Source organism: Pseudomonas sp. E1MeOHC2 (genome assembly GCF_058745025.1).
In genome coordinates, this window is the sequence record NZ_CP196675.1 from 2,428,154 (window position 1) to 2,447,731 (window position 19,578).

The window sequence follows — 19,578 nt, forward strand, 5'->3', positions numbered from 1 at the left end:
GCGCCGACCTCGGGCCTTGTGATATCCCTGTAGGAGCTGGCTCGCCAGCGATGGGCTGCAAAGCAGCCCCAAGATCTCAACCCAACCTCAATCCTCAAACCTGATCGGACACAACTCCACCCCTTCCAGCTTCTGCAATTCCTCGACCACCTGCGGCCGCGCCCGCTGCAAGGTCAAACTCCCCCCCGCTCGCCGCAACCGCCGTGCCTCCCTGTGCAACATATCCACACCCGAATAATCGATAAAATTCACCTGCCGCGCATCGATCACCACATGTGGCCCCTGGCAGCGCTGCAAGCGCACTTGCAGGTAATGCGCCGCGCCAAAGAAAATCGACCCGCCCACCCGCAGTACATCGGCCTGCCCTTCGCGGCTCTGCTGCACCCGTGGCCGTGAAGTGCGCTTAAGGTAGAAGAACAGCGAAGCCAGCACCCCGGCGTAGATCGCGGTCTGTAGCTCCAGCAGCAAGGTCGCGGCGGCGGTCAGGGCCATGACCAGAAACTCCGAGCGGCTGACCCTGAACAGCGCCCGAATGCCACGGTGATCCACCAACCCCCAACAGATCAGCAAGATACTGCCTGCCATGGCCGGGATCGGCAGGTGAGCGATCAGCCCTGCCCCGGCAACGGCAAACAGCGCGACCCACAGGGCCGAGAACACCCCTGCCAGGGGGGAGCGGGCGCCTGCGTCGTAGCTCAGGCCCGAGCGGGTGAAAGAGCCTGATGACAGGTAACCGGAGAAAAACCCGCCGACGATGTTCGACAGGCCCTGGGCGCGGATCTCCTGGTCAGCGTCGATCAGCTGTTCGGAGCGCGCAGACAACGCGCGGGCAATCGACAGGCTGGTGACCAGGCCGAGCATGCCCACTGCCACCGCTGTCGGCAGCAGCCGCAGCATCAGCTCCACGTCCAGCAGCGGCAACGGGCTCAACGGGGGCAACTGGCCGCTAAAGGCCGGTACCCGCGGCACATGGCCAAAAAAGCCAGGCAGTGCCCAGGCCAGCAAACTGACCACAACCAGGCTTATCAACAGGCTCGGCCAGCGTGGCCGCCAGAGCTTGAAGGCCATGCCGATCAGCACCGTGGTTAGCCCCAATATCAGCGATGGCAGGTCAACCTCACCGGCGTGGCTGGCCAGGTCTTGGACTGTTTTCAATGCCGTGGCCTGGCTCGGCAGGTCCATGCCCAGCAGGTTGGGCAACTGGCCAAGGGCGATGACGATGGCGGCGCCCAGGGTGAAGCCGAGCACCACCGAGTGAGAAACGAAATTGACCACGGCGCCAAACCGCAGCAGGCCAAGCAAGAGCTGGAAGATGCCCGCGAGAAAGGTAAGCAGCAGGACCAGCGTGACGTAGTCGGCGCTGCCCGGCACCGCCAGTGGGCTGACGCTGGCGTAAAGGACGATCGAGATGGCTGCAGTCGGGCCGCAGATCAGGTGCCAGGAAGACCCCCACAAGCAGGCGATGAGCACCGGGACGATGGCGGCGAACAGGCCATATTCGGCGGGCAGGCCGGCGATCAGGGCGTAGGCGATGGATTGCGGCAGGGCAAGGATGGCACCGCTCAGGCCGACCAGCAGGTCCTGGCGCAGACTGCGGCCCGATTGACGGGGGAGCCAGGCAAGGAAAGGCAGTAGCTGGATGAGGCGGTGCATGGGTTATCCATATTCCTGAAGTTGCGCTGTCCGCCTGTGGGAGCGGGCTTGCCCGCGAAGAAGCCACCGTGGTGCATGGCACCGGCTTTGCCGGTATTCGCGGGCAAGCCCGCTCCCACAGGGGATTGCAGTGTGCAGTTAATCAGAGTTTGTCTTTGACGGCCGCGAGGGCATCCCCACCGGCCTTGGTGCTGACCCCAGCCAACCACCCTGGCAGTACCTCGGGATGCGCCTTCACCCACGCCTTGGCCGCATCATCGAAGCTCACCTTTTTATCCACAACCTCGGCCATGATGCTGTTTTCCATGCCCAGGGTAAATCTCAGGTTGCCCAGCAGCTTCGCCGTATTCGGGCATGCTTGTGCATAACCTTTGCGGGTTAGGGTATAGACCTCGCCCTTGCTGCCGAACCATTTTTCACCGCCAGTCAGGTAATGCATTTTCAGCTTCACGTTCATCGGGTGCGGTGTCCAGCCGAGGAAGGTGATGAACTGGTTCTTCTTCACGGCGCGGTCTACTTGCGCGAGCATCGCCTGCTCACTCGATTCGACCAGCTTCCACTGGCCGAGATCGAACTCATTTTTGTCGATGATCGCTTTGAGCGACAGGTTGGCGGGCGCGCCAGAGCCGATCCCATACAGCTTCTTGTCGAACTGGTCGGCATGCTTTTGCAGGTCGGCGAAGTCTTTTACCCCGGCGTTCCACACATAGTCGGGCACCGCGAGGGTGAACTCGGTGCCTTCGAGGTTGCGCGACAGCTGCTGCACATCGCCATTGGCGATGAACTTGTCATGAAACCCCTGGTGCGCCGGCATCCAGTTACCGAGGAAGGCATCGACGCGCCCGTCCTTGAGGCCGCCGTAGATGATCGGCACTGCCAGGCTGTCGACCTTTACCTGGTAACCGAGGCTTTCCAGAAGCAGGCGGGCGATGGCGTTGGTGGTGGCGATATCGCTCCAACCGGGGTCGGCCATCTTCACGGTGCTGCATTGCGCGTCTTCGGCGTGAGCTGTGACAGCGCCCAGGCTCAGGGCCAGGGCGAGCACGGCGATGGAGAACTTTTGCATGGCGAACTCTCTTCTCAATCCAGAGGGGCGGGCTGTGGATAACGGGCCTTGCGCTCGAGGTCGTCGAGATTGATGTGGTTGCGCATGTACTGTTGGCTGGCGTCCACCAGCGGTTGGTGGTCCCAGCTTTTCAGTTTGCCGATGGCCAGGGCCTCGGCCACTAGGCGGCGGCGGCGCTGGCTGGCCAGCACCTGCTGGCGCAGGGTGGGGATGTCCCAACGCTGCCGGGCTTCATCGGCAAATGCCTGCAGCAGCGCCTGATGGTCCGGGCTGCTGGCGAGGTTCTCCCGCTCGTGCGGGTCGCGGCTCAGGTCATAGAGTAGCCATGGGTCGTCTTCGCTGTACACGAACTTGTATGGCCCACGGCGGATCATCATCAGCGGGCCGACCGTGCCTTCGGCCATGTATTCGCCGATCACTTCGTCGTGGCCACCCTGCCCTTGCAGGTGGCCCAGCAGCGAGCGGCCGTCCAGGTGCAGGGATTTGTCCACAGTGCCGCCGGCCAGTTCGACCAGAGTCGGCAGCAAGTCGCAGGTGGATACCGAGGCGCTCACGCGTGCGGCGGCAAAGCGTTTGGGTGCGTGGACCAGCAGTGGCACGCGCGCCGACATTTCGAACCAGTGCATTTTGTACCAAAGGCCGCGCTCGCCAAGCATGTCGCCGTGATCGCCTGAAAACACGATCAAGGTATCTTCCGCCAGGCCGCACTCTTCAAGGGTTTGCAGCAATTGGCCAATGTTGTCGTCGATGTAGCTGCAGGCGCCGAAGTAGGCGCGGCGGGCGTCGCGGATCTTGTCCACAGGCAGGGGCTTGTTCCACAGGTCGTAGACTTTGAGCAAACGCTGCGAATGGGGGTCTTGCTCGTGCTGGCTGAACTCGGCGCGGGGCATGGGGATATCCACACCTTCGTAGCGATCCCAATAGCGTTTGGGGATGGTGTACGGGTCGTGGGGGTGGGTCATCGACACGGTCAGGCAAAACGGCCGGCCATCGTCTTCGCGCACGTGGTCGTAGAGATACTGGCGGGCCTTGAACACCACCTCCTCGTCGAAATCCAGTTGATTGGTGCGCACGCAGGGGCCGGCCTGCAGCACCGACGACATGTTGTGGTACCAGCTCGGGCGCTCGTCGGGGGCGTCCCAGTTCACGGCCCAGCCGTAATCGGCGGGGTAGATGTCGCTGGTCAGCCGTTCCTCGTAGCCGTGCAACTGGTCCGGGCCGCAGAAGTGCATCTTGCCCGACAGCGCGGTGCGGTAGCCGAGACGGCGCAGGTAATGAGCATAAGTCGGCACATCAGCGGGGAAGTCGGCGGCGTTGTCGTAGGCGCCGATGCGGCTGGGCAACTGGCCGCTGACCAGGGTGAAGCGCGACGGTGCGCACAGCGGGCTGTTGCAGTAGGCAGAGTCGAACACCACGGCCTGCTCGGCGAGGCGGGCGAGGTTGGGCATGTGGATGGGCGAAGGGGCATAGATTGGCAGCATGGGCGCGGCCATCTGGTCGGCCATGATGAACAGGATATTGGGGCGTGTCATGGTTGGCTTCCATCGTTGAAGGTTATGCGAACCGCTTGCCTACCAAGATGCGACTGTGGATAACATGGGTAAAGCCCATGCCGGGCAATGACTGGGATTAGCTGAGCTTATGTTTGAGCGCCTTGCCGAGCTGTCGCTCGATACCCTGCGCGTGTTCGAGGCCGCTGCACGGTTGCGGGGCTTTACTGCTGCGGCGCTTGAGCTGGGGACCACCCAGCCCGCCGTGAGCCAGCAGGTAAAGCGCCTGGAGGCCCAGCTGGGTACCCGGCTGTTCGACCGGATCTACCGGGGCATTGCGCTGACCGAGGCCGGCCAGTTGCTGTTCGAGCAGGTGCACCAAGGGCTGCAGGCCATGGACGATGGGCTGGCCCTGGCCAGTGGTCGGGGCCAGCGCGAGGTGCTTCAGGTGGCGACCGACTTTGCCTTCGCGTCGTTCTGGCTGATGCCCCGCTTGCAACGCTTTCATGAGGCTTATCCACAGGTGGATGTGAGCCTGGTGACGGGTGAGCGCAGTCAGGCGATGCTGCGGCCGGATATTGATGTGGCGGTGCTGTTTGGTGATGGGCGCTTTCATCAAGGCGAAAGTCGGTGGCTGTTCGATGAAGAGGTATTTCCGGTTTGCAGCCCACGGTTTATTCATGGCAAACCCTTGTCAGCCGTGGCTTTGCAGCGTTTGCCGTTGCTTCACCTGCGGGGTGAACAGGCCAGCCGCTGGTTTGATTGGGCGGGGGTGTTTCGGGGGTTTGGCGTAGACAGCCCACCGCCGCCGGGGCAATTGCGCTTTGATAACTACACCTTGTTGATCCAGGCAGCGATTGCCGGGCAAGGGGTGGCGATTGGCTGGGGGCACCTTGTGGATGGGCTGGTTGAACAGGGGCTGCTGTGCCGGCCGTTGGAGGGCAGTTTGCGGTCGACGCGGGGGTATTACGTGGTGCTGCCGCCGCGCAAGCGGCGGGGGGCGTTGATCGAGCGGTTTGTTGATTGGCTGGAAAATGAGCGTGAGGCTTGAGGGCCTCTTCGCGGGGCAAGCCCGCTTGTGTCTTGGAGAGGGAATAGAATCTGAAGTGAGAGCGGTGAATGGCAAGCTGATAGCCCGAGGTGCCCAGAGCACGTGTGGGAGCAAAAGCTGCCATTCACCGTTCCACTTTGGCGAGAGCCCGAACAGTTGGATGAGGGGCGTAATCTCGAATCACAAGCGTGGGCCAAGCCAAAGCGCTCTCACTCCTTGAGTTTAAGAGGGTTTGGCCATGTCTTCCTCTGTCGGCATCGATGTTTCCAGTGCCACACTTGCTGTTCACATCCGCCCTGAGGGGGTGAACTTCAGTGTTTCCAATGACTTGAAGGGATTCCAACTGCTCGTCGAAAAGCTTGGCGGGTATGCAGTTTCAATGGTCTTGCTCGAAGCTACCGGTGGCTACGAGTGCAATGTCCTCAAAGCGCTGCAGGATGCCGATTTTCCGGTTTGCCGGATCAATCCCAGTCGTGCCCGGGACTTTGCCAAGTCGATGGGTAAACGCGCCAAGACCGATCCCATTGACGCAGCGGTTTTGGCTCACCTGGCTGAAGTTATGCCCCCACGGCCTTGCCAGGTGATGACACCCGAGCGGGCCTTGCTGCGCGAACTGCTTATGCAGCGGGATCGCTTCGTCCAACAGCGCGACGATGACAAGCGGCGCCTGAAGCAGGCGCGGGCTCCCAGTGTTTGTTTGCGGTTGGAACAACACATCGCCTATCTGAAGGGTGAAATTCGAGCGCTGGAACAAGAGATCGCACAGCAGGCAGCAGCTTTGCCTGATGACCGGGTTAAACAGCTCACTCAAGTCAAAGGAATTGGTCTGATTACTGCCGGAAAGCTGATGGCCTTGCTGCCAGAGCTGGGCCAGGTGGATAAGAAGGAAATTGCCGCCTTGGTCGGTGTTGCGCCGTTCAACCAGGACAGCGGCAAGCAGTCGGGCAAGCGTTCAATCTGGGGGGGGCGCTCACAAGTCAGGCGGGCGCTCTATATGGCCTGCTGGGTGGTGATACGGCACAACAAGGACTTCTGCGAGCGCTACAAAGCACTGCGAGCCCAAGGGAAGTGCGCGAAAGTATCGGTGGTGGCGTGTATGCGAGTATTGATAGTGAGGCTAAATGCGATGCTCAAGACCGGAACGCCCTGGAAGGAGCAAATAGCTCATTCGTAGGAGCAAGCCTTGCTGGCGATGCCCGGCACAGCCGGGCCTGGGGCGCTACGCGCCCCATCGCCGGCAAGGCCAGCTTCCACAAGAAGACAGTTGCTCCCACCGGTACACCACAGGATTGGACAGCTGTGCAGTACTTGTGGGAGCGGGCTTGCCCCGCGAAGAGGCCTCAGGATACGAAGTTCAAATGCTCGCCCCGATGCAAACCCAGGTCGAGCATATCGACCATCCCCGCCGCCACGCTCGCCGGGTCGGCCAATGCCTGGGGGGCATTGATCAACGTCCAGTGCAGCGCACTGCGCTGCAGCCCATCGACAACCTGGTCCACGCCCTCGCGCTCTGCATCGGTGTAATCACCGGGCCTGTCCAGCACATCGAAATCGCCCACCAGCAACAGCCGGCGTATAGTCGTACGCGCAAGCCCGGTCACCAGCGCCTCGCTCATTCGCCATTGCGTGGGCAGGTCAGCCGGTGCCAGCGCTGACAGCAAGGCAACCACCGCCGAGCCGCCCGCAGCCCCCTGCTCCGCCTGGTCGGCACTCTTCAGCCCGCCTATCTTGAAATGCAGGCCGGGGCGTGGCGCATGGCGGTTGAGGTCTTCGACCACGGCAGTCACTTCGTGCTGGCGTGACAGCAGCTCGGCCATCAGCGCACTGCCAAGGGCGCACTCGCCCCCGAACAGGACCAGCTTGAACACTGGGGTTTCGGCATTTTTCACTGCATCACTCCCTTTGCAGGTGGTGATGGTTTGACCGCAATCAGGAGTTATCGTGCAGAGGATCAAGGGGTATCACGCCCACGTGTACTACGACGCATCGACCATCGAGCAGGCGCGTGAATTGTGCGAAGAGGCCGCGCGGCTGTTCCCCGTGACCATGGGGCGCATGCACCAGCAGCCGGTCGGGCCGCATCCGGACTGGAGCTGCCAGCTGGCTTTCGGGCCTGAGGTGGTGGGGGTGGTGTTGCCGTGGCTGGCGCTGTACCGCAAGGGGTTGGTGGTGTTTCTGCACCCGCTGACCGGGGATGAGCTGGCGGATCACCGCGACCATGCGATCTGGATGGGGGCTGTGCGGCCGCTGAAGCTGTCGATTTTTGGCGGGTAGATGGGGCCGCTATGCGGCCATTCGCGGGGCAAGCCCGCTCCCACAGGTCGAGTGCTTTCTGACAGATTGCAGTGAACCTGTGGGAGCGGGCTTGCCCCGCGAAGAATGCAACGCCAATCAGCGTCGAGCGCCGCGCACCCCTTCAGCCAGCGCCGAGCACAGGCTCAGCACATCGTTAACCGCCTGATCGGCATCCTTGGCGTGAGCGATCTTGTCGACCAGCGCCGACCCCACCACCACACCATCGGCCAGGCGGGCAATCGCCGCGGCCTGCTCCGGCGTGCGAATGCCAAACCCAACGCTGATCGGCAGGTCGGTATGCCGACGCAGGCGGGCGATGGCTTCGGTCACGTGCTCGGTGGTGGCCGAGCCAGCACCGGTCACACCGGCGACGGACACGTAATAGACGAACCCGGAGCTGCGCTCCAGTACACGCGGCAGGCGTGCATCGTCGGTGGTCGGGGTGGTCAGGCGGATGAAGTCGATGCCCGAAGCCTGGGCCGGGGTGGCCAGCTCGGCGTCATGCTCTGGCGGCAGGTCGACGATGATCAAGCCATCGACGCCGGCTTCCTTGGCTTCTGCGACGAACTTTTCCACGCCAAAGCGGTGGATCGGGTTGTAGTAACCCATCAGTACGATTGGCGTGGCCTGGTTGCCCACGCGGAATTCGCGAACCATCTGCAGGGTCTTGGCCAAGGTCTGGCCCGCTTCCAAAGCACGCAGGGTCGCCAGCTGAATGGCCACGCCATCGGCCATCGGGTCGGTGAACGGCATGCCCAGCTCGATCACGTCGGCGCCGGCCTCTGGCAAGCCCTTGAGGATGCGCAGCGAAGCGTCATAGCCCGGGTCGCCCGCGGTAACGAAGGTGACCAGTGCCGAACGGCCTTCGGCCTTCAGTTCGGCGAAGCGTTGTTCAAGACGGCTCATGCCTGTTTCTCCTGGGCGGCCATGTGGTTCATCACGGTTTGCATGTCTTTGTCGCCGCGCCCGGACAGGCACACGACCATCAAGTGGTCCTTGGGCAGGTTCGGTGCGCGCTTGATCGCTTCGGCCAGGGCGTGGGAGCTTTCCAGGGCCGGGATGATGCCTTCCAGGCGGCAGGTGGCGTGGAACGCATCGAGGGCTTCGTCATCGGTGATGCTGACGTACTCGACACGCTTCACTTCGTGCAGGTAGGCGTGTTCCGGGCCGATGCCCGGGTAGTCGAGGCCGGCGGAAATCGAGTGGGCGTCGGTGATCTGGCCGTCAGCGTCCTGCAGCAGGTAGGTGCGGTTGCCGTGCAGTACACCCGGCACGCCGCCGTTCAGGCTGGCGGCGTGTTTGTCGGTGTGCACGCCGTGGCCGCCAGCTTCGACGCCGATGATCTGTACGCTTGGCTCTTCAAGGAATTCGTGGAACAGGCCCATGGCGTTGGAGCCGCCGCCGACGCAGGCGACCAGGCTGTCGGGCAGGCGCCCTTCCTTCTCTTGCAGTTGAGCACGGGTTTCCTTGCCGATGATCGACTGGAAGTCGCGGACCATCGCCGGGTACGGGTGCGGGCCCGCCACGGTGCCGATCAGGTAGAAGGTGTCTTCGACGTTGGTGACCCAGTCGCGCAGGGCTTCGTTCATGGCGTCTTTCAGGGTGCCGGTGCCGGCGGTGACCGGGACAATTTCGGCGCCCAGCAGCTTCATGCGGAACACGTTGGCCTGCTGGCGCTCGATGTCGGTGGCGCCCATGTAGATCACGCAAGGCAGGCCGAAGCGGGCAGCCACGGTGGCGGTGGCCACGCCGTGCATGCCGGCACCGGTTTCGGCGATCAGGCGTTTTTTGCCCATGCGTTTGGCCAGCAACACCTGGCCGATGCAGTTGTTCACCTTGTGCGCGCCGGTGTGGTTGAGCTCTTCACGCTTGAAGAAGATTTTTGCCCCGCCACAGTGCTCGGTCAGGCGCTCGGCGAAATACAGCGGGTTCGGGCGGCCGATGTAGTCGCGCTGGAAGTAGGCCAGCTCTTCGAGAAACTTTGGGTCAGCCTTGGCGGCTTCGTATTCGCGGGCCAGGTCCAGCACCAGTGGCATCAGGGTTTCTGCCACGTAGCGGCCGCCGAACGAGCCGAACAGGCCGTTGGCGTCTGGGCCAGGGCGGTATTGAGTCTGGGTCATGGGGCGCTCCAAGGCGTAATGAATGAGTGATGGGCTTTACTCTAACCACGCAACGCCCGGCTGAAAACCGATAAGATTGCGCAAACCTGTCAGGAAAACTCACAAGACAATGGCTCAGGACCTTCCCCCGCTCAATGCCCTCAGGGCCTTCGAGGCCACTGCCCGGTTAAACAGTGTCAGTCAGGCTGCCGAAGCGCTGCATGTGACCCACGGGGCAGTCAGCCGGCAGATCAAGGTACTTGAAGAGCACCTGGGTATCGCGCTGTTCGTCAAGGACGGGCGTGGCATCAAACTCACAGATGCCGGTGTGCGCCTGCGTGATGCCAGTGGCGAGGCATTCGACCGGTTGCGTGGCGTGTGCGCCGAGTTGAGCCGGGATGTCAGCGAGGCACCCTTCGTCCTCGGTTGTTCTGGGAGCCTGCTGGCGCGTTGGTTCATCCCCCGGCTTGGGCGGCTCAAGGCCGACCTGCCGGAGCTGCGCCTGCACCTGTCAGCCGGGGAAGGTGACCTGGACCCACGGCGCCCCGGCCTGGACGCCTTGCTGGTGTTTGCCGAGCCGCCGTGGCCAGCGGACATGCAGGTGCACGTGCTGGCCGAAGAACGCATCGGGCCTGTACTGAGCCCCCACTTTGCCGGGTTCGAGCGTTTGCGCGGTGCGCCGCCCCAGGCCTTGCTGGGCGAAGCGTTGCTGCACACCACCTCACGCCCGCAGGCGTGGCCTGCCTGGGCGGCGCAGCAGGGGCTGGATTCTGCGGCATTGCCGTTCGGCCAGGCATTCGAGCACCTGTACTACCTGCTGGAGGCCGCAGTGGCTGGGCTGGGCGTGGCGATTGCGCCACAACAGCTGGTGGCGGACGATCTGCGGGCTGGGCGGCTGGCGGCACCTTGGGGGTTCTCACCCACGCATGCGGCACTGGCGTTGTGGGTGCCCCGGCGCGCCGCAGATGGGCGCGCCGAGCAACTGGCGCAATGGCTGCGCCAGGAATTGCAGCTGCAGATTGCTTAGTTGCGCTTGTACAGCAGCCATGCCGCCAACAGGCCCAACGCACCCACGGCCACTCCGGCGGTGGTGATGGGGTGCTCCTGGGCGTAGTCACGGGTGGCGATGCCTGTCTGGCGGGTGCGGGTCTTCACTTCCTCGTAGGCGTCGCTCAGCAGGCTGCGCGAATGTTTGAGTGCGCTTTCGGCGTTGCTGCGGATTGCCTTTACCGACTTCTGGGACTCCTCCGAGGCATCGTGCTTGAGGTTCTCCAGCGATTTCAGAAGGCTTTCGATCTCCGCTTCCATGCTTTCCAGGGATGTTTTACGCAGCGAGTTGCGATGCATGTTGACTCTCCTTCGGGGATGGACTGTAAGGAATGCGACTGCGCAGGGTTGCGAAAGTGCGATCGAACTTTCGCCCATGGCGATGGCTCGCAGGTAAACCAGGCCTGCGCTGCTAGGCTCAATCTGACCGTCATCCAAGGAGAGTGCACATGTCCGATCATCACACTTACAAGAAGATCGAACTGGTTGGGTCGTCGCCCACCAGCATCGAGGACGCGATCAACAATGCCCTGGCCGAAGCGGCCAAGAGCATCAAGCACCTGGAGTGGTTTGAAGTGATCGACACGCGGGGTCATATCCGTGACAACAAGGCGGCGCACTTTCAGGTCACGCTCAAGGTAGGGTTCCGTATTGCCAACAGCTGAAACGCTGCCGGGGTAGCTGGCGCCGGCAAGATGGGGTAATAGAGAGGGGGCGCCTGTGCGGCGCCCTCTTTGATTTTCATCTGTACAAGGAAAGCGATCGATGAAGAAACTGATTCTGGCGGCGGGCCTGATGGCACTGGCGGGCGGTGCGCTGGCGGCGGGCAAGCCGTGTGAAGAACTGAAGGCAGAGCTTGCCGCCAAGCTGGATGCCAAAGGCGTGCAGGGCTACACGCTGGAGATCGTCAAAAAAGGCGACGCAGCGGGCAAGGTGATTGGCAGTTGTGAAGCCGGTACCAAGGAAATTGTCTACCGGCGTGGTTGAGTGACGGCCCCTTCGCGGGGTTACCCGCGAAGGGGCTACTCGGCCTTCAAGGCCTGCGCCAACAGTTCATAGGACCTGACCCGGTCCGCATGCTCATACAGGTCACAGGTAAAGATCAGCTCATCCGCCCCGGTCTGCTCCAGCAGCACTTGCACTTTTGCCCGCACCTTCTGCGGGCTGCCTATCATCGCCAGGCCTAAGAAGCTCATCACCGCATCGCGCTCGTGGGGTAGCCACAGCCCATCCATGCTTTGTACGGGCGGGCGCTGCATCAGGCTTTGCCCTCGAATCAGGGCAAGAATGCGCTGGTACACCGACGTGGCCAGGTACTCGGCCTGCTCGTCGGTTTCGGCCACCACCATCGGTATGCCGAGCATCACGTAGGGCTTGTCCAGCGTGGTGGAAGGCTTGAAATGGTTGCGGTAGACGCGGATCGCCTCGTGCATGTAGCGCGGCGCGAAGTGCGAGGCGAACGCATAGGGCATGCCGCGCATGCCCGCCAACTGCGCGCTGAACAGGCTTGAGCCGAGCAGCCACATCGGCACCTCGGTGTCATGCCCTGGCACGGCGATCACTTTTTGATCATCAGTGCGCGGGCCGAGGTAGCGCGACAGCTCTTCGACATCATCGGGGAAGTCGTCAGCGCTGCCGGAGCGCTCGCGGCGCAGGGCGCGGGCGGTCATCTGGTCGGAGCCCGGTGCGCGGCCCAGGCCCAGGTCGATGCGGCCTGGGTAGAGGCTGGCCAAGGTGCCGAACTGCTCGGCGATCACCAGCGGCGCGTGGTTGGGCAGCATCACACCACCGGAGCCGACCCGGATGGTCGAGGTGCCGCCCGCCAGGTAGCCGATCAACACCGAGGTCGCGGAACTGGCAATGCCATCCATGTTGTGGTGCTCAGCGACCCAGAAGCGGTTATAGCCGAAGCGTTCTGCGTGCTGCGCCAGGTCCAGCGAGTTACGCAGCGACTGGGCCGGCCCGCTGTCGGCGCGCACGGGCACCAGGTCGAGGGTGGATATTTTCAGGTCACGCAGCTGCGTCATCGGAGCCTCCTTGAAGGTGGTTGGCCAGAGGCCTTTTGAACTCTGTATGGGCACATTCGGTGGATTCAATGCTTGCGGTCAGATTGATCTGAACTTGCTGTGGGAGGCCGCCCTCTGAACCCATAAGCATGTCACTCCACGATATGTAAATGCAGCGACCAGGAGGCATCATGAAAAAGACAGCATCGGCGATCTGGCAAGGTGGCCTGAAGGATGGCAAAGGCCTGCTTTCGACTGAAAGCGGCGCGCTCAAGCAGAACCCCTACGGCTTCAATACCCGTTTCGAAGGCTCGCCAGGCACCAACCCGGAAGAGCTGATTGGCGCTGCCCATGCCGGTTGCTTCTCGATGGCGCTGTCGATGATGCTCGGTGAGGCGGGCTTGACCGCAGACCGCATCGATACCATTGCCGAGGTGACGCTGGATAAACAACCCGACGGCTTCGCCATCACGGCCGTGCACCTGATTCTCAAGGCCAAGGTGCCGGGCGCCAGCGAGGCGCAGTTCCTTGAGATTGCCAACAAGGCCAAGGCCGGTTGCCCGGTTTCTAAAGTGCTCAACGCCACCATCAGCCTGGATGCCTCGCTGGTGGGCTAGGCGGCGCAACGGGGGCGGTTTGCTGTAGTCTAAACAGCAACGGCAGCACGACTGCCCTTTGAGGAGCCGTTCCATGATCCGCGTAGCAATCGCCGTGTTGGCCTCCCTGCTCGCCACGTCCACGTTGGCGGCGGTTAAGCCGTGCGAAGAATTGAAAGCCGAGATCGAGGCCAAGATCCAGGCACAGGGCGTAGCGTCCTACACCCTGGAAATCGTGCCCAACAGCGAGGTCAAGGACCAGAACATGGTCGTGGGTAGCTGCGAGGGTGGTACCAAGAAGATCATTTACCAGAAGAATGATCGCTAGGGTCTAGTTGGCTGGGGGCGCAAAGCGCCCCCCAAAGTCAGGGAATGCAAAACACGTTGCTGGGCTCGTTCACCACCACCGTGCGGCTGGCGTCGTACAGCAGTACCTGCGGCTCCATCACCGGCGCGCGGGCCTCCAGGCGATAGCGTTCGCCGGCTTTGAAATTGTCATAGCGCACCGTCAGGTAGCAGGTACGGTCCCTGGGCTGGGACATCATGCCGCCACCGTAGATCTCATAATCAAAACGCACCACCAGTTCATGCTTGCCAGGCGTCACCTGGAAGTATCGGCCATCCTCCAGCCGCTTGCCGTCGAGGCGGTCGGCCATGATGACTCTGCCGGGGGTGATGGTGGAAAGCTCGACCCAGGCCTGCTTGGGGTCGACGGGCGGCAAGGGGCTGGCGCAAGCCCCCAGTGCACTGAGGGCGATCAGCATCATGGGCTGGCGCATGGCAAAACTCCCACTTGCGACTCACAAGCTACAAGCATAGCGCCGTTTGCGGGGTTCAGGTGCGCTGACAGCCCGCTGGCAGGCCTTGGCCCACCAGTTTTTGCTGGTGGTCGTAGAGTTTGATCCAGGGACGGAAGCCAATGCTGCCCGCCTGCAGTTGGTAACGTTGCCCGGCGCTGAAGTCCTTGAACGTCAGGTTGAGCTGGCAATCGCGCCACAGCGGCTCGTTCACCGGGCCGATATTGCTCGGGGTGACCGGGAACTGGTAGCGCACGGTCAGTTCGTGGCTGCCGGGGGGCACTTCAAAGTAGCGCGTGTCGGCCCAGTCGCGTTCGTCTACCTGCACGGCGTGCAGCGACGTTTCGTCCTGGGGTGTGAGGTCGACCCACGCCTGGTTCGGATCGGGGTCCGGCAGGGTCGAGCACGCGGACAACAGCATGAGTGTGCTGGCGGCAAACAATGGACGCATGGCGAAACTCCCCCCTGGCGAGATAGTCTTGGAGCGAATTGGCCGTGAGCGAGTCAGACAGTCCCAGATGCTTCGACTTTTTCTTTTTCAGCGCTCAGACCCTGGGCCACTCGACCGTGTTTTCAGCCGTTTTGTTCCCCTGCTGGCGGCTGTTCTGCTGAACGGTTGTAGTGGCGTTGGCTATTACAGCCAGTTGGCAGAGGGCCAGTTGCAGCTGTTGCGCGCGCGTCAGCCGGTGGAACAGGTGATGGCAGACCCGGCCAGCAGCCCGCAACTGCGTACGCGTTTGCAGCATGCCGAACAGGCCCGGGTGTTCGCCAGCCAGCAGTTGAAACTGCCGGACAACCGCAGCTACCGGGTTTACGCCGACCTGGGTCGCCCCTACGTGGTGTGGAACGTGTTCGCCACGCCGGAACTGTCGTTGCAACCCGTGACGCACTGCTTCCCGATTGCGGGCTGCGTGGCTTATCGCGGCTATTACCGTCAGGGGGCGGCGCGTGGCGCGGCGGCGTTGATGCGCGAGTCGGGTATGGATGTGTATGTGGGCGGCGTCGAGGCGTACTCGACCCTAGGCTGGTTCGATGACCCGTTGCTGTCATCGATGGTCGGCTGGGGAGATGAACGGCTGGCTTCGCTGATTTTCCATGAGCTGGCCCATCAGCGTTTTTACGTACAGGACGACACGGCATTCAATGAGTCGTTTGCCACCTTCGTCGAGCAGGAGGGGGCGCGGCAATGGCGCGCGGCGCGCGGGCTTGCAGCGATCGAGGATGACCAGGCGACGCAGCGGGACCAGTTCATTCGGTTGGTGCTGGCCAGCCGTGAACGGCTTCAGGTGATGTACGCAGGCCCCCTGGATGACGCGCACAAGCGGGTGGCGAAGCAGGCGGAGTTCGAGCGGCTGCGGCGTGAGTACCGAACAGTGCGTGATAGCCAGTGGGGTGGCGACACGCGTTATGACGCCTGGATGTATGGGCCGATGAGCAATGCCAAGCTGTTGCCGTTTGGGTTGTATGACCAATGGGTGCCGGCGTTTGCGGCGGTGTTTCGGGAGGTTGGCGGGGATTGGGGGCGGTTTTATGAGCGGGTCGAGGCGTTGGGCGATTGCCGGTCGAAGCGCGCCAGGCGGCGTTGACGCGGTTTGTGGTTAGCCAATGAGATTGTGGGGCCGCTGTGCGGCCCATTCGCGGGCAAGCCCGCTCCCACAGTTACAGCGCCGCCCTTGAGTTCAGCGATATTTTTGTGGGAGCGGGCTTGCCCGCGAATGGGCTGCAAAGCAGCCCCAATCACTATCAAGCTTTGATAAAGGCCCGATGCATCTCGGCCAACGTCGCGAAATGAAACGCCGGCGCCTGGGCCTTCAGCTCTTCCTCACTACCAAACCCATACCCCACCGCCACTGCCTGCAGCCCGTTGCTGCGCGCACCGATCAGGTCATGCTTGCGATCGCCGATCATCAGCGTCTGCGCCGGGTCCAGCCCTTCCTCGTCCAGCAAGTGGCGAATCAGCTCGACCTTGTTGGTACGCGTGCCGTCCAGTTCGCTGCCATAAATCACCTTGAAGTGATGGTCGAACGCAAAGTGCCGGGCAATCTCGCGGGCAAACTCCCAAGGCTTGGACGTGGCCACATACAGCGTGCGCCCCTGCCCATTGAGGGCTTCGAGCAGCTCCGGCACACCATCGAACACCTGGTTCTCGTAAAGACCGGTAACGCGGAAGCGCTCGCGATAGAAATTGACCGCCTCCCACGCCTTGGCTTCGTCGAAGCCGTAAAACTGCATGAATGCCTGCAGCAAGGGCGGGCCGATGAAGTGTTCGAGGCGGGTCAGGTCCGGCTCATCGATACCCAGTTTGGCCAACGCGTACTGGATGGAGCGGGTAATCCCCAGCCGTGGGTCGGTCAGGGTGCCGTCGAGGTCGAAAAGGACATTCTGTTGGTGCATGTAAGCGATTCCACTCAAGTCATTCTGGTTGGTCGTAGCCTTCGGCCAGGTGCTGGTCCTTGAGCTTGACGTAATTGCCGGCGCTGTACGGGAAGAAGGCCCGCTCCTTGTCGGTCAGCGGCCGGGCCTGTTTCACCGGGCTGCCGACATACAAGAAGCCGCTCTCCAGGCGCTTGCCGGGCGGTACCAGGCTGCCGGCGCCAATGATCACCTCGTCCTCGACGATGGCGCCATCCATGATGGTGCTGCCCATGCCGACCAGGATACGGTTGCCCAGGGTACAGCCATGCAGCATCACTTTGTGACCGATGGTCACGTCATCGCCGATGATCAGCGGGAAGCCGTCGGGGTTGAAAGGGCCGGCATGGGTGATGTGCAGCACGCTGGCGTCCTGCACGCTGGTACGTGCGCCGATGCGGATGCGGTGCATGTCGCCGCGTACTACAGTCAATGGCCAGACCGAGCTGTCTTCGCCGATCTCCACATCGCCCAACACGACCGCCGAGCGGTCGATGAAGGCCCGTGGTCCAACTTTCGGAGTGTGTTGCTGGAAGCTTCGGATGGCCATGATAGGGTCTCTCATCTGTGCCGATAGGCAGGCTGCCTGCTGCGGTCGGCGTCGATTGTAATTAAGATGGTCCAGTGTTTCTTCTGCCAAGGTATCCAAACCGTGAGTGCGACCAACCCGCTTCTGCAGCCCTACGATCTGCCGCCCTTCTCGGCGATCCGTGCCGAACACGTGCTGCCGGCGATCGAAGAGATCCTGGCCGACAACCGTAAAGCCATTGCCGAAATTCTCGAGCAACAGGGCAAGAACCCCTCCTGGGCTGGCCTGGTGCTGGCCATGGACGAACTCAATGACCGCCTGGGCGCGGCCTGGAGCCCGGTCAGCCACCTCAATGCCGTGTGCAACAGCAAGGAACTGCGCGAGGCCTACGAGTCTTGCCTGCCGGCGCTGAGCGCCTACTCTACCGAACTGGGCCAGAACCGTGCGCTGTTCGATGCCTATGAAGCGTTGGTCAACAGCCCGGAAGCGGCTGGTTTCGACGTGGCGCAAAAGACCATCCTCGAACACGCCCTGCGTGACTTCCGTCTGTCGGGCATCGACCTGCCTGCCGACAAGCAGCAGCGTTACGCCGAAGTGCAGAGCAAGCTCAGCGAACTGGGCAGCCGCTTCTCCAATCAGTTGCTCGATGCTACCCAGGCCTGGACCAAGCACGTCACCGACGAAGCCGCGCTGGACGGACTGACCGATTCGGCCAAGGCGCAGATGGCTGCTGCGGCCCAGGCCAAAGCGCTGGATGGCTGGCTGATCACCCTGGAGTTCCCTAGCTACTACGCGGTAATGACCTACGCCAGCGACCGCGCCCTGCGCGAAGAGCTGTATGCCGCCTATTGCACCCGCGCCTCGGACCAAGGCCCCAATGCCGGCCAGTTCGACAATGGCCCGGTGATGCAGGAAATCCTCGACCTGCGCCAAGAACTGGCCCAACTGCTGGGCTACCCGAACTACGCCGAGCTGAGCCTGGCCACCAAGATGGCCGAGACCAGCGACCAGGTGCTGAACTTCCTGCGTGACCTGGCCAAGCGTTCCAAGCCGTTCGCTGCCCAGGACCTGGAACAGCTCAAGGCCTATGCCACCGAGCAAGGCTGCCCGCAGTTGTCCAGCTGGGATGCCGGTTACTTCGGCGAGAAGCTGCGCGAGCAACGTTACAGCGTGTCGCAAGAAACCCTGCGTGCCTACTTCCCGATCGACAAGGTGCTGTCTGGCCTGTTCAGCATCGTCCAGCGTCTGTACGGCATCGAAATCGCCGAGCTCAAGGGCTTCGACAGCTGGCACCCGGATGTGCGCCTGTTCGAAATCAAGGAAAACGGCCAGCACGTCGGCCGTTTCTTCTTCGACCTGTATGCCCGCGCCAACAAGCGTGGTGGCGCCTGGATGGACGGTGCCCGTGACCGTCGCCGCACCGTCAAGGGCGTGCTGCAGAGCCCGGTGGCCAACCTGGTGTGCAACTTCACCCCCGCCGCGCCAGGCAAGCCGGCGCTGTTGACCCACGATGAAGTCACCACCCTGTTCCACGAGTTCGGCCACGGTCTGCACCACTTGCTGACCCGCATCGAGCACGCGGGTGTGTCCGGCATCAACGGCGTGGCCTGGGATGCGGTCGAGCTGCCAAGCCAGTTCATGGAAAACTGGTGCTGGGAACCGGAAGGCCTGGCGCTGATCTCCGGCCATTACGAGACCGGCGCTGCCCTGCCCCAGGACCTGCTGGACAAGATGCTGGCGGCGAAAAACTTCCAGTCGGGCATGATGATGGTGCGCCAGCTGGAGTTCTCGCTGTTCGACTTCGAGCTGCACGCCACCCATGGCGACGGCCGCAGCGTGCTCGACGTGCTCGAAGGCGTGCGCGACGAGGTGTCGGTGATGCGCCCACCGGCGTACAACCGCTTCCCCAACAGCTTTGCGCACATCTTCGCGGGCGGTTATGCGGCGGGTTACTACAGCTACAAGTGGGCCGAAGTGCTGTCGGCAGACGCCTTCTCGCGCTTCGAGGAAGAAGGCGTGCTCAATGCCGACACCGGTCGTGCCTTCCGCGAGGCGATCCTGGCACGGGGTGGTTCGCGTGAGCCGATGGTGCTGTTCGTCGACTTCCGTGGCCGTGAGCCTTCCATCGATGCATTGCTGCGCCACTGCGGGTTGAGCGAGGACGCGGCGGCATGAGTGAGGTAGTTGTGAACAAGACCAAGAAACGCTTCATCGCCGGGGCAGTCTGCCCGGCGTGCAGCGAGCCCGACAAGCTGATGATGTGGAACGAGGATGGCGTACCGCACCGCGAGTGCGTGGCATGCGGTTTCACCGACACCCTCAACGAACAAGGCCTGTCGGTGCCCTCGGAACTCGGCACCCGGGTCAACCACCTGGCGCCCAAGGCAGCACCGGCCAAGGTGCAGACCGTGCAGTTCTTCCCCAACCCCAAGTTGAAAAAACCGGCTGAATAAGGCCGTGATGCCACCTGGGCTCTGGCCCGGGTGGCCTCTTCCCGACCGCTTGCAGTGCGGTAGATAGTCAAAGCACGCGGCTTA

22 protein-coding genes and 1 pseudogene are annotated in these 19,578 nt (G+C 62.6%); 11 read left to right on the plus strand and 12 right to left on the minus strand.

The features are described 5' to 3' along the window. Nucleotides 1-87: 87 nt before the first annotated feature. The 3 genes from ACSSU5_RS10875 to betC form a co-directional block, all read right to left on the minus strand. Nucleotides 88-1,653 (minus strand): SulP family inorganic anion transporter, encoded by a 1,566-nt coding sequence (locus tag ACSSU5_RS10875; RefSeq protein WP_492561142.1) that lies wholly within the window; start codon nucleotides 1,651-1,653, stop codon nucleotides 88-90. A 142-nt stretch (nucleotides 1,654-1,795) separates the two neighbouring features. Then, nucleotides 1,796-2,719 (minus strand): choline ABC transporter substrate-binding protein, encoded by a 924-nt coding sequence (gene choX, locus ACSSU5_RS10880; RefSeq protein ID WP_492561143.1) that lies wholly within the window; start codon nucleotides 2,717-2,719, stop codon nucleotides 1,796-1,798. A gap of 14 nt (nucleotides 2,720-2,733) precedes the next feature. Then, nucleotides 2,734-4,251 (minus strand): choline-sulfatase, encoded by a 1,518-nt coding sequence (betC, locus tag ACSSU5_RS10885; RefSeq protein ID WP_492561144.1) that lies wholly within the window; start codon nucleotides 4,249-4,251, stop codon nucleotides 2,734-2,736. Between the two features lie 109 nt (nucleotides 4,252-4,360). Here betC and ACSSU5_RS10890 point away from each other — a divergent pair, with 109 nt between their 5' ends. Both ACSSU5_RS10890 and ACSSU5_RS10895 read left to right on the plus strand, forming a co-directional pair. Then, complete coding sequence (locus ACSSU5_RS10890; RefSeq protein ID WP_492561145.1) at nucleotides 4,361-5,260, plus strand: choline sulfate utilization transcriptional regulator; 900 nt, start codon at nucleotides 4,361-4,363, stop codon at nucleotides 5,258-5,260. A 238-nt stretch (nucleotides 5,261-5,498) separates the two neighbouring features. Continuing rightward, a complete protein-coding gene (locus tag ACSSU5_RS10895) occupies nucleotides 5,499-6,434 on the plus strand; it encodes an IS110 family transposase (protein WP_264309399.1) in 936 nt (311 codons plus the stop codon). A 166-nt stretch (nucleotides 6,435-6,600) separates the two neighbouring features. Here ACSSU5_RS10895 and ACSSU5_RS10900 read toward each other — a convergent pair whose 3' ends face one another. Continuing rightward, a complete protein-coding gene (locus ACSSU5_RS10900) occupies nucleotides 6,601-7,149 on the minus strand; it encodes an NAD(P)-dependent oxidoreductase (RefSeq protein WP_492561146.1) in 549 nt (182 codons plus the stop codon). A 52-nt stretch (nucleotides 7,150-7,201) separates the two neighbouring features. Here ACSSU5_RS10900 and ACSSU5_RS10905 point away from each other — a divergent pair, with 52 nt between their 5' ends. After that, complete coding sequence (locus ACSSU5_RS10905; protein ID WP_264310893.1) at nucleotides 7,202-7,534, plus strand: DOPA 4,5-dioxygenase family protein; 333 nt, start codon at nucleotides 7,202-7,204, stop codon at nucleotides 7,532-7,534. A gap of 117 nt (nucleotides 7,535-7,651) precedes the next feature. Here ACSSU5_RS10905 and trpA read toward each other — a convergent pair whose 3' ends face one another. Further along, the gene (gene trpA / locus ACSSU5_RS10910; RefSeq protein ID WP_264310892.1) at nucleotides 7,652-8,461 is read right to left on the minus strand and encodes a tryptophan synthase subunit alpha; all 810 of its coding nucleotides are present in this window, start codon (nucleotides 8,459-8,461) and stop codon (nucleotides 7,652-7,654) included. Next, a complete protein-coding gene (gene trpB, locus ACSSU5_RS10915) occupies nucleotides 8,458-9,675 on the minus strand; it encodes a tryptophan synthase subunit beta (RefSeq protein WP_027592033.1) in 1,218 nt (405 codons plus the stop codon). Before trpB ends, trpA begins: the two co-directional genes overlap by 4 nt. Nucleotides 9,676-9,784: 109 nt before the next feature. Between trpB and ACSSU5_RS10920 the strand changes: the two genes are divergently transcribed. Then, a complete protein-coding gene (locus tag ACSSU5_RS10920) occupies nucleotides 9,785-10,681 on the plus strand; it encodes a LysR family transcriptional regulator (RefSeq protein WP_492561147.1) in 897 nt (298 codons plus the stop codon). Here ACSSU5_RS10920 and ACSSU5_RS10925 read toward each other — a convergent pair. Next, the gene (locus ACSSU5_RS10925) at nucleotides 10,678-11,001 is read right to left on the minus strand and encodes an ElaB/YgaM/YqjD family protein (protein WP_027592031.1); all 324 of its coding nucleotides are present in this window, start codon (nucleotides 10,999-11,001) and stop codon (nucleotides 10,678-10,680) included. The two genes, ACSSU5_RS10920 and ACSSU5_RS10925, sit on opposite strands and share 4 nt — an antisense overlap. A gap of 149 nt (nucleotides 11,002-11,150) precedes the next feature. Here ACSSU5_RS10925 and ACSSU5_RS10930 point away from each other — a divergent pair, with 149 nt between their 5' ends. Then, nucleotides 11,151-11,366 (plus strand): dodecin, encoded by a 216-nt coding sequence (locus tag ACSSU5_RS10930; RefSeq protein ID WP_264310889.1) that lies wholly within the window; start codon nucleotides 11,151-11,153, stop codon nucleotides 11,364-11,366. 100 nt (nucleotides 11,367-11,466) lie between these two features. Further along, entirely contained in the window at nucleotides 11,467-11,688 is a 222-nt protein-coding gene (locus ACSSU5_RS10935; RefSeq protein ID WP_264310888.1) for a DUF1161 domain-containing protein, read from the plus strand. 35 nt (nucleotides 11,689-11,723) lie between these two features. Here the strand turns inward: ACSSU5_RS10935 and ACSSU5_RS10940 are convergent, their stop codons facing one another. Continuing rightward, nucleotides 11,724-12,728 (minus strand): LLM class flavin-dependent oxidoreductase, encoded by a 1,005-nt coding sequence (locus tag ACSSU5_RS10940; RefSeq protein ID WP_264310887.1) that lies wholly within the window; start codon nucleotides 12,726-12,728, stop codon nucleotides 11,724-11,726. 170 nt (nucleotides 12,729-12,898) lie between these two features. On the opposite strand from ACSSU5_RS10940, the gene ACSSU5_RS10945 reads away from it, so the two are divergent. Continuing rightward, nucleotides 12,899-13,324 carry an OsmC family protein gene (locus tag ACSSU5_RS10945; protein ID WP_264310886.1) on the plus strand — a complete coding sequence of 142 codons (426 nt, stop codon included), beginning with the start codon at nucleotides 12,899-12,901 and terminating at the stop codon, nucleotides 13,322-13,324. Nucleotides 13,325-13,397: 73 nt separating this feature from the next. Next, complete coding sequence (locus tag ACSSU5_RS10950) at nucleotides 13,398-13,631, plus strand: DUF1161 domain-containing protein (RefSeq protein WP_492561148.1); 234 nt, start codon at nucleotides 13,398-13,400, stop codon at nucleotides 13,629-13,631. 37 nt (nucleotides 13,632-13,668) lie between these two features. Here ACSSU5_RS10950 and ACSSU5_RS10955 read toward each other — a convergent pair whose 3' ends face one another. Together ACSSU5_RS10955 and ACSSU5_RS10960 are read right to left on the minus strand one after the other, a co-directional pair. Then, on the minus strand, nucleotides 13,669-14,082 hold the full coding sequence (locus tag ACSSU5_RS10955) for a PA0061/PA0062 family lipoprotein (RefSeq protein WP_033702484.1): 414 nt from the start codon (nucleotides 14,080-14,082) through the stop codon (nucleotides 13,669-13,671). A 55-nt stretch (nucleotides 14,083-14,137) separates the two neighbouring features. Beyond that, on the minus strand, nucleotides 14,138-14,551 hold the full coding sequence (locus ACSSU5_RS10960) for a PA0061/PA0062 family lipoprotein (RefSeq protein ID WP_264310884.1): 414 nt from the start codon (nucleotides 14,549-14,551) through the stop codon (nucleotides 14,138-14,140). 67 nt (nucleotides 14,552-14,618) lie between these two features. Between ACSSU5_RS10960 and ACSSU5_RS10965 the strand changes: the two are divergent. Then, nucleotides 14,619-15,709, plus strand: a pseudogene (locus ACSSU5_RS10965) (aminopeptidase). A 134-nt stretch (nucleotides 15,710-15,843) separates the two neighbouring features. On the opposite strand, the gene ACSSU5_RS10970 reads toward ACSSU5_RS10965, so the two are convergent. Continuing rightward, entirely contained in the window at nucleotides 15,844-16,494 is a 651-nt protein-coding gene (locus ACSSU5_RS10970; RefSeq protein ID WP_264310882.1) for an HAD family hydrolase, read from the minus strand. A gap of 19 nt (nucleotides 16,495-16,513) precedes the next feature. Continuing rightward, on the minus strand, nucleotides 16,514-17,062 hold the full coding sequence (locus ACSSU5_RS10975; RefSeq protein ID WP_264310881.1) for a gamma carbonic anhydrase family protein: 549 nt from the start codon (nucleotides 17,060-17,062) through the stop codon (nucleotides 16,514-16,516). A gap of 66 nt (nucleotides 17,063-17,128) precedes the next feature. Between ACSSU5_RS10975 and prlC the strand changes: the two genes are divergently transcribed. Then, nucleotides 17,129-19,216: an oligopeptidase A gene (gene prlC, locus ACSSU5_RS10980; RefSeq protein ID WP_492561149.1), complete on the plus strand. Its 2,088-nt coding sequence runs from the start codon at nucleotides 17,129-17,131 to the stop codon at nucleotides 19,214-19,216. After that, on the plus strand, nucleotides 19,213-19,494 hold the full coding sequence (locus ACSSU5_RS10985) for a YheV family putative zinc ribbon protein (protein ID WP_264310879.1): 282 nt from the start codon (nucleotides 19,213-19,215) through the stop codon (nucleotides 19,492-19,494). Before prlC ends, ACSSU5_RS10985 begins: the two co-directional genes overlap by 4 nt. The last annotated feature ends 84 nt before the right edge of the window (nucleotides 19,495-19,578 follow it).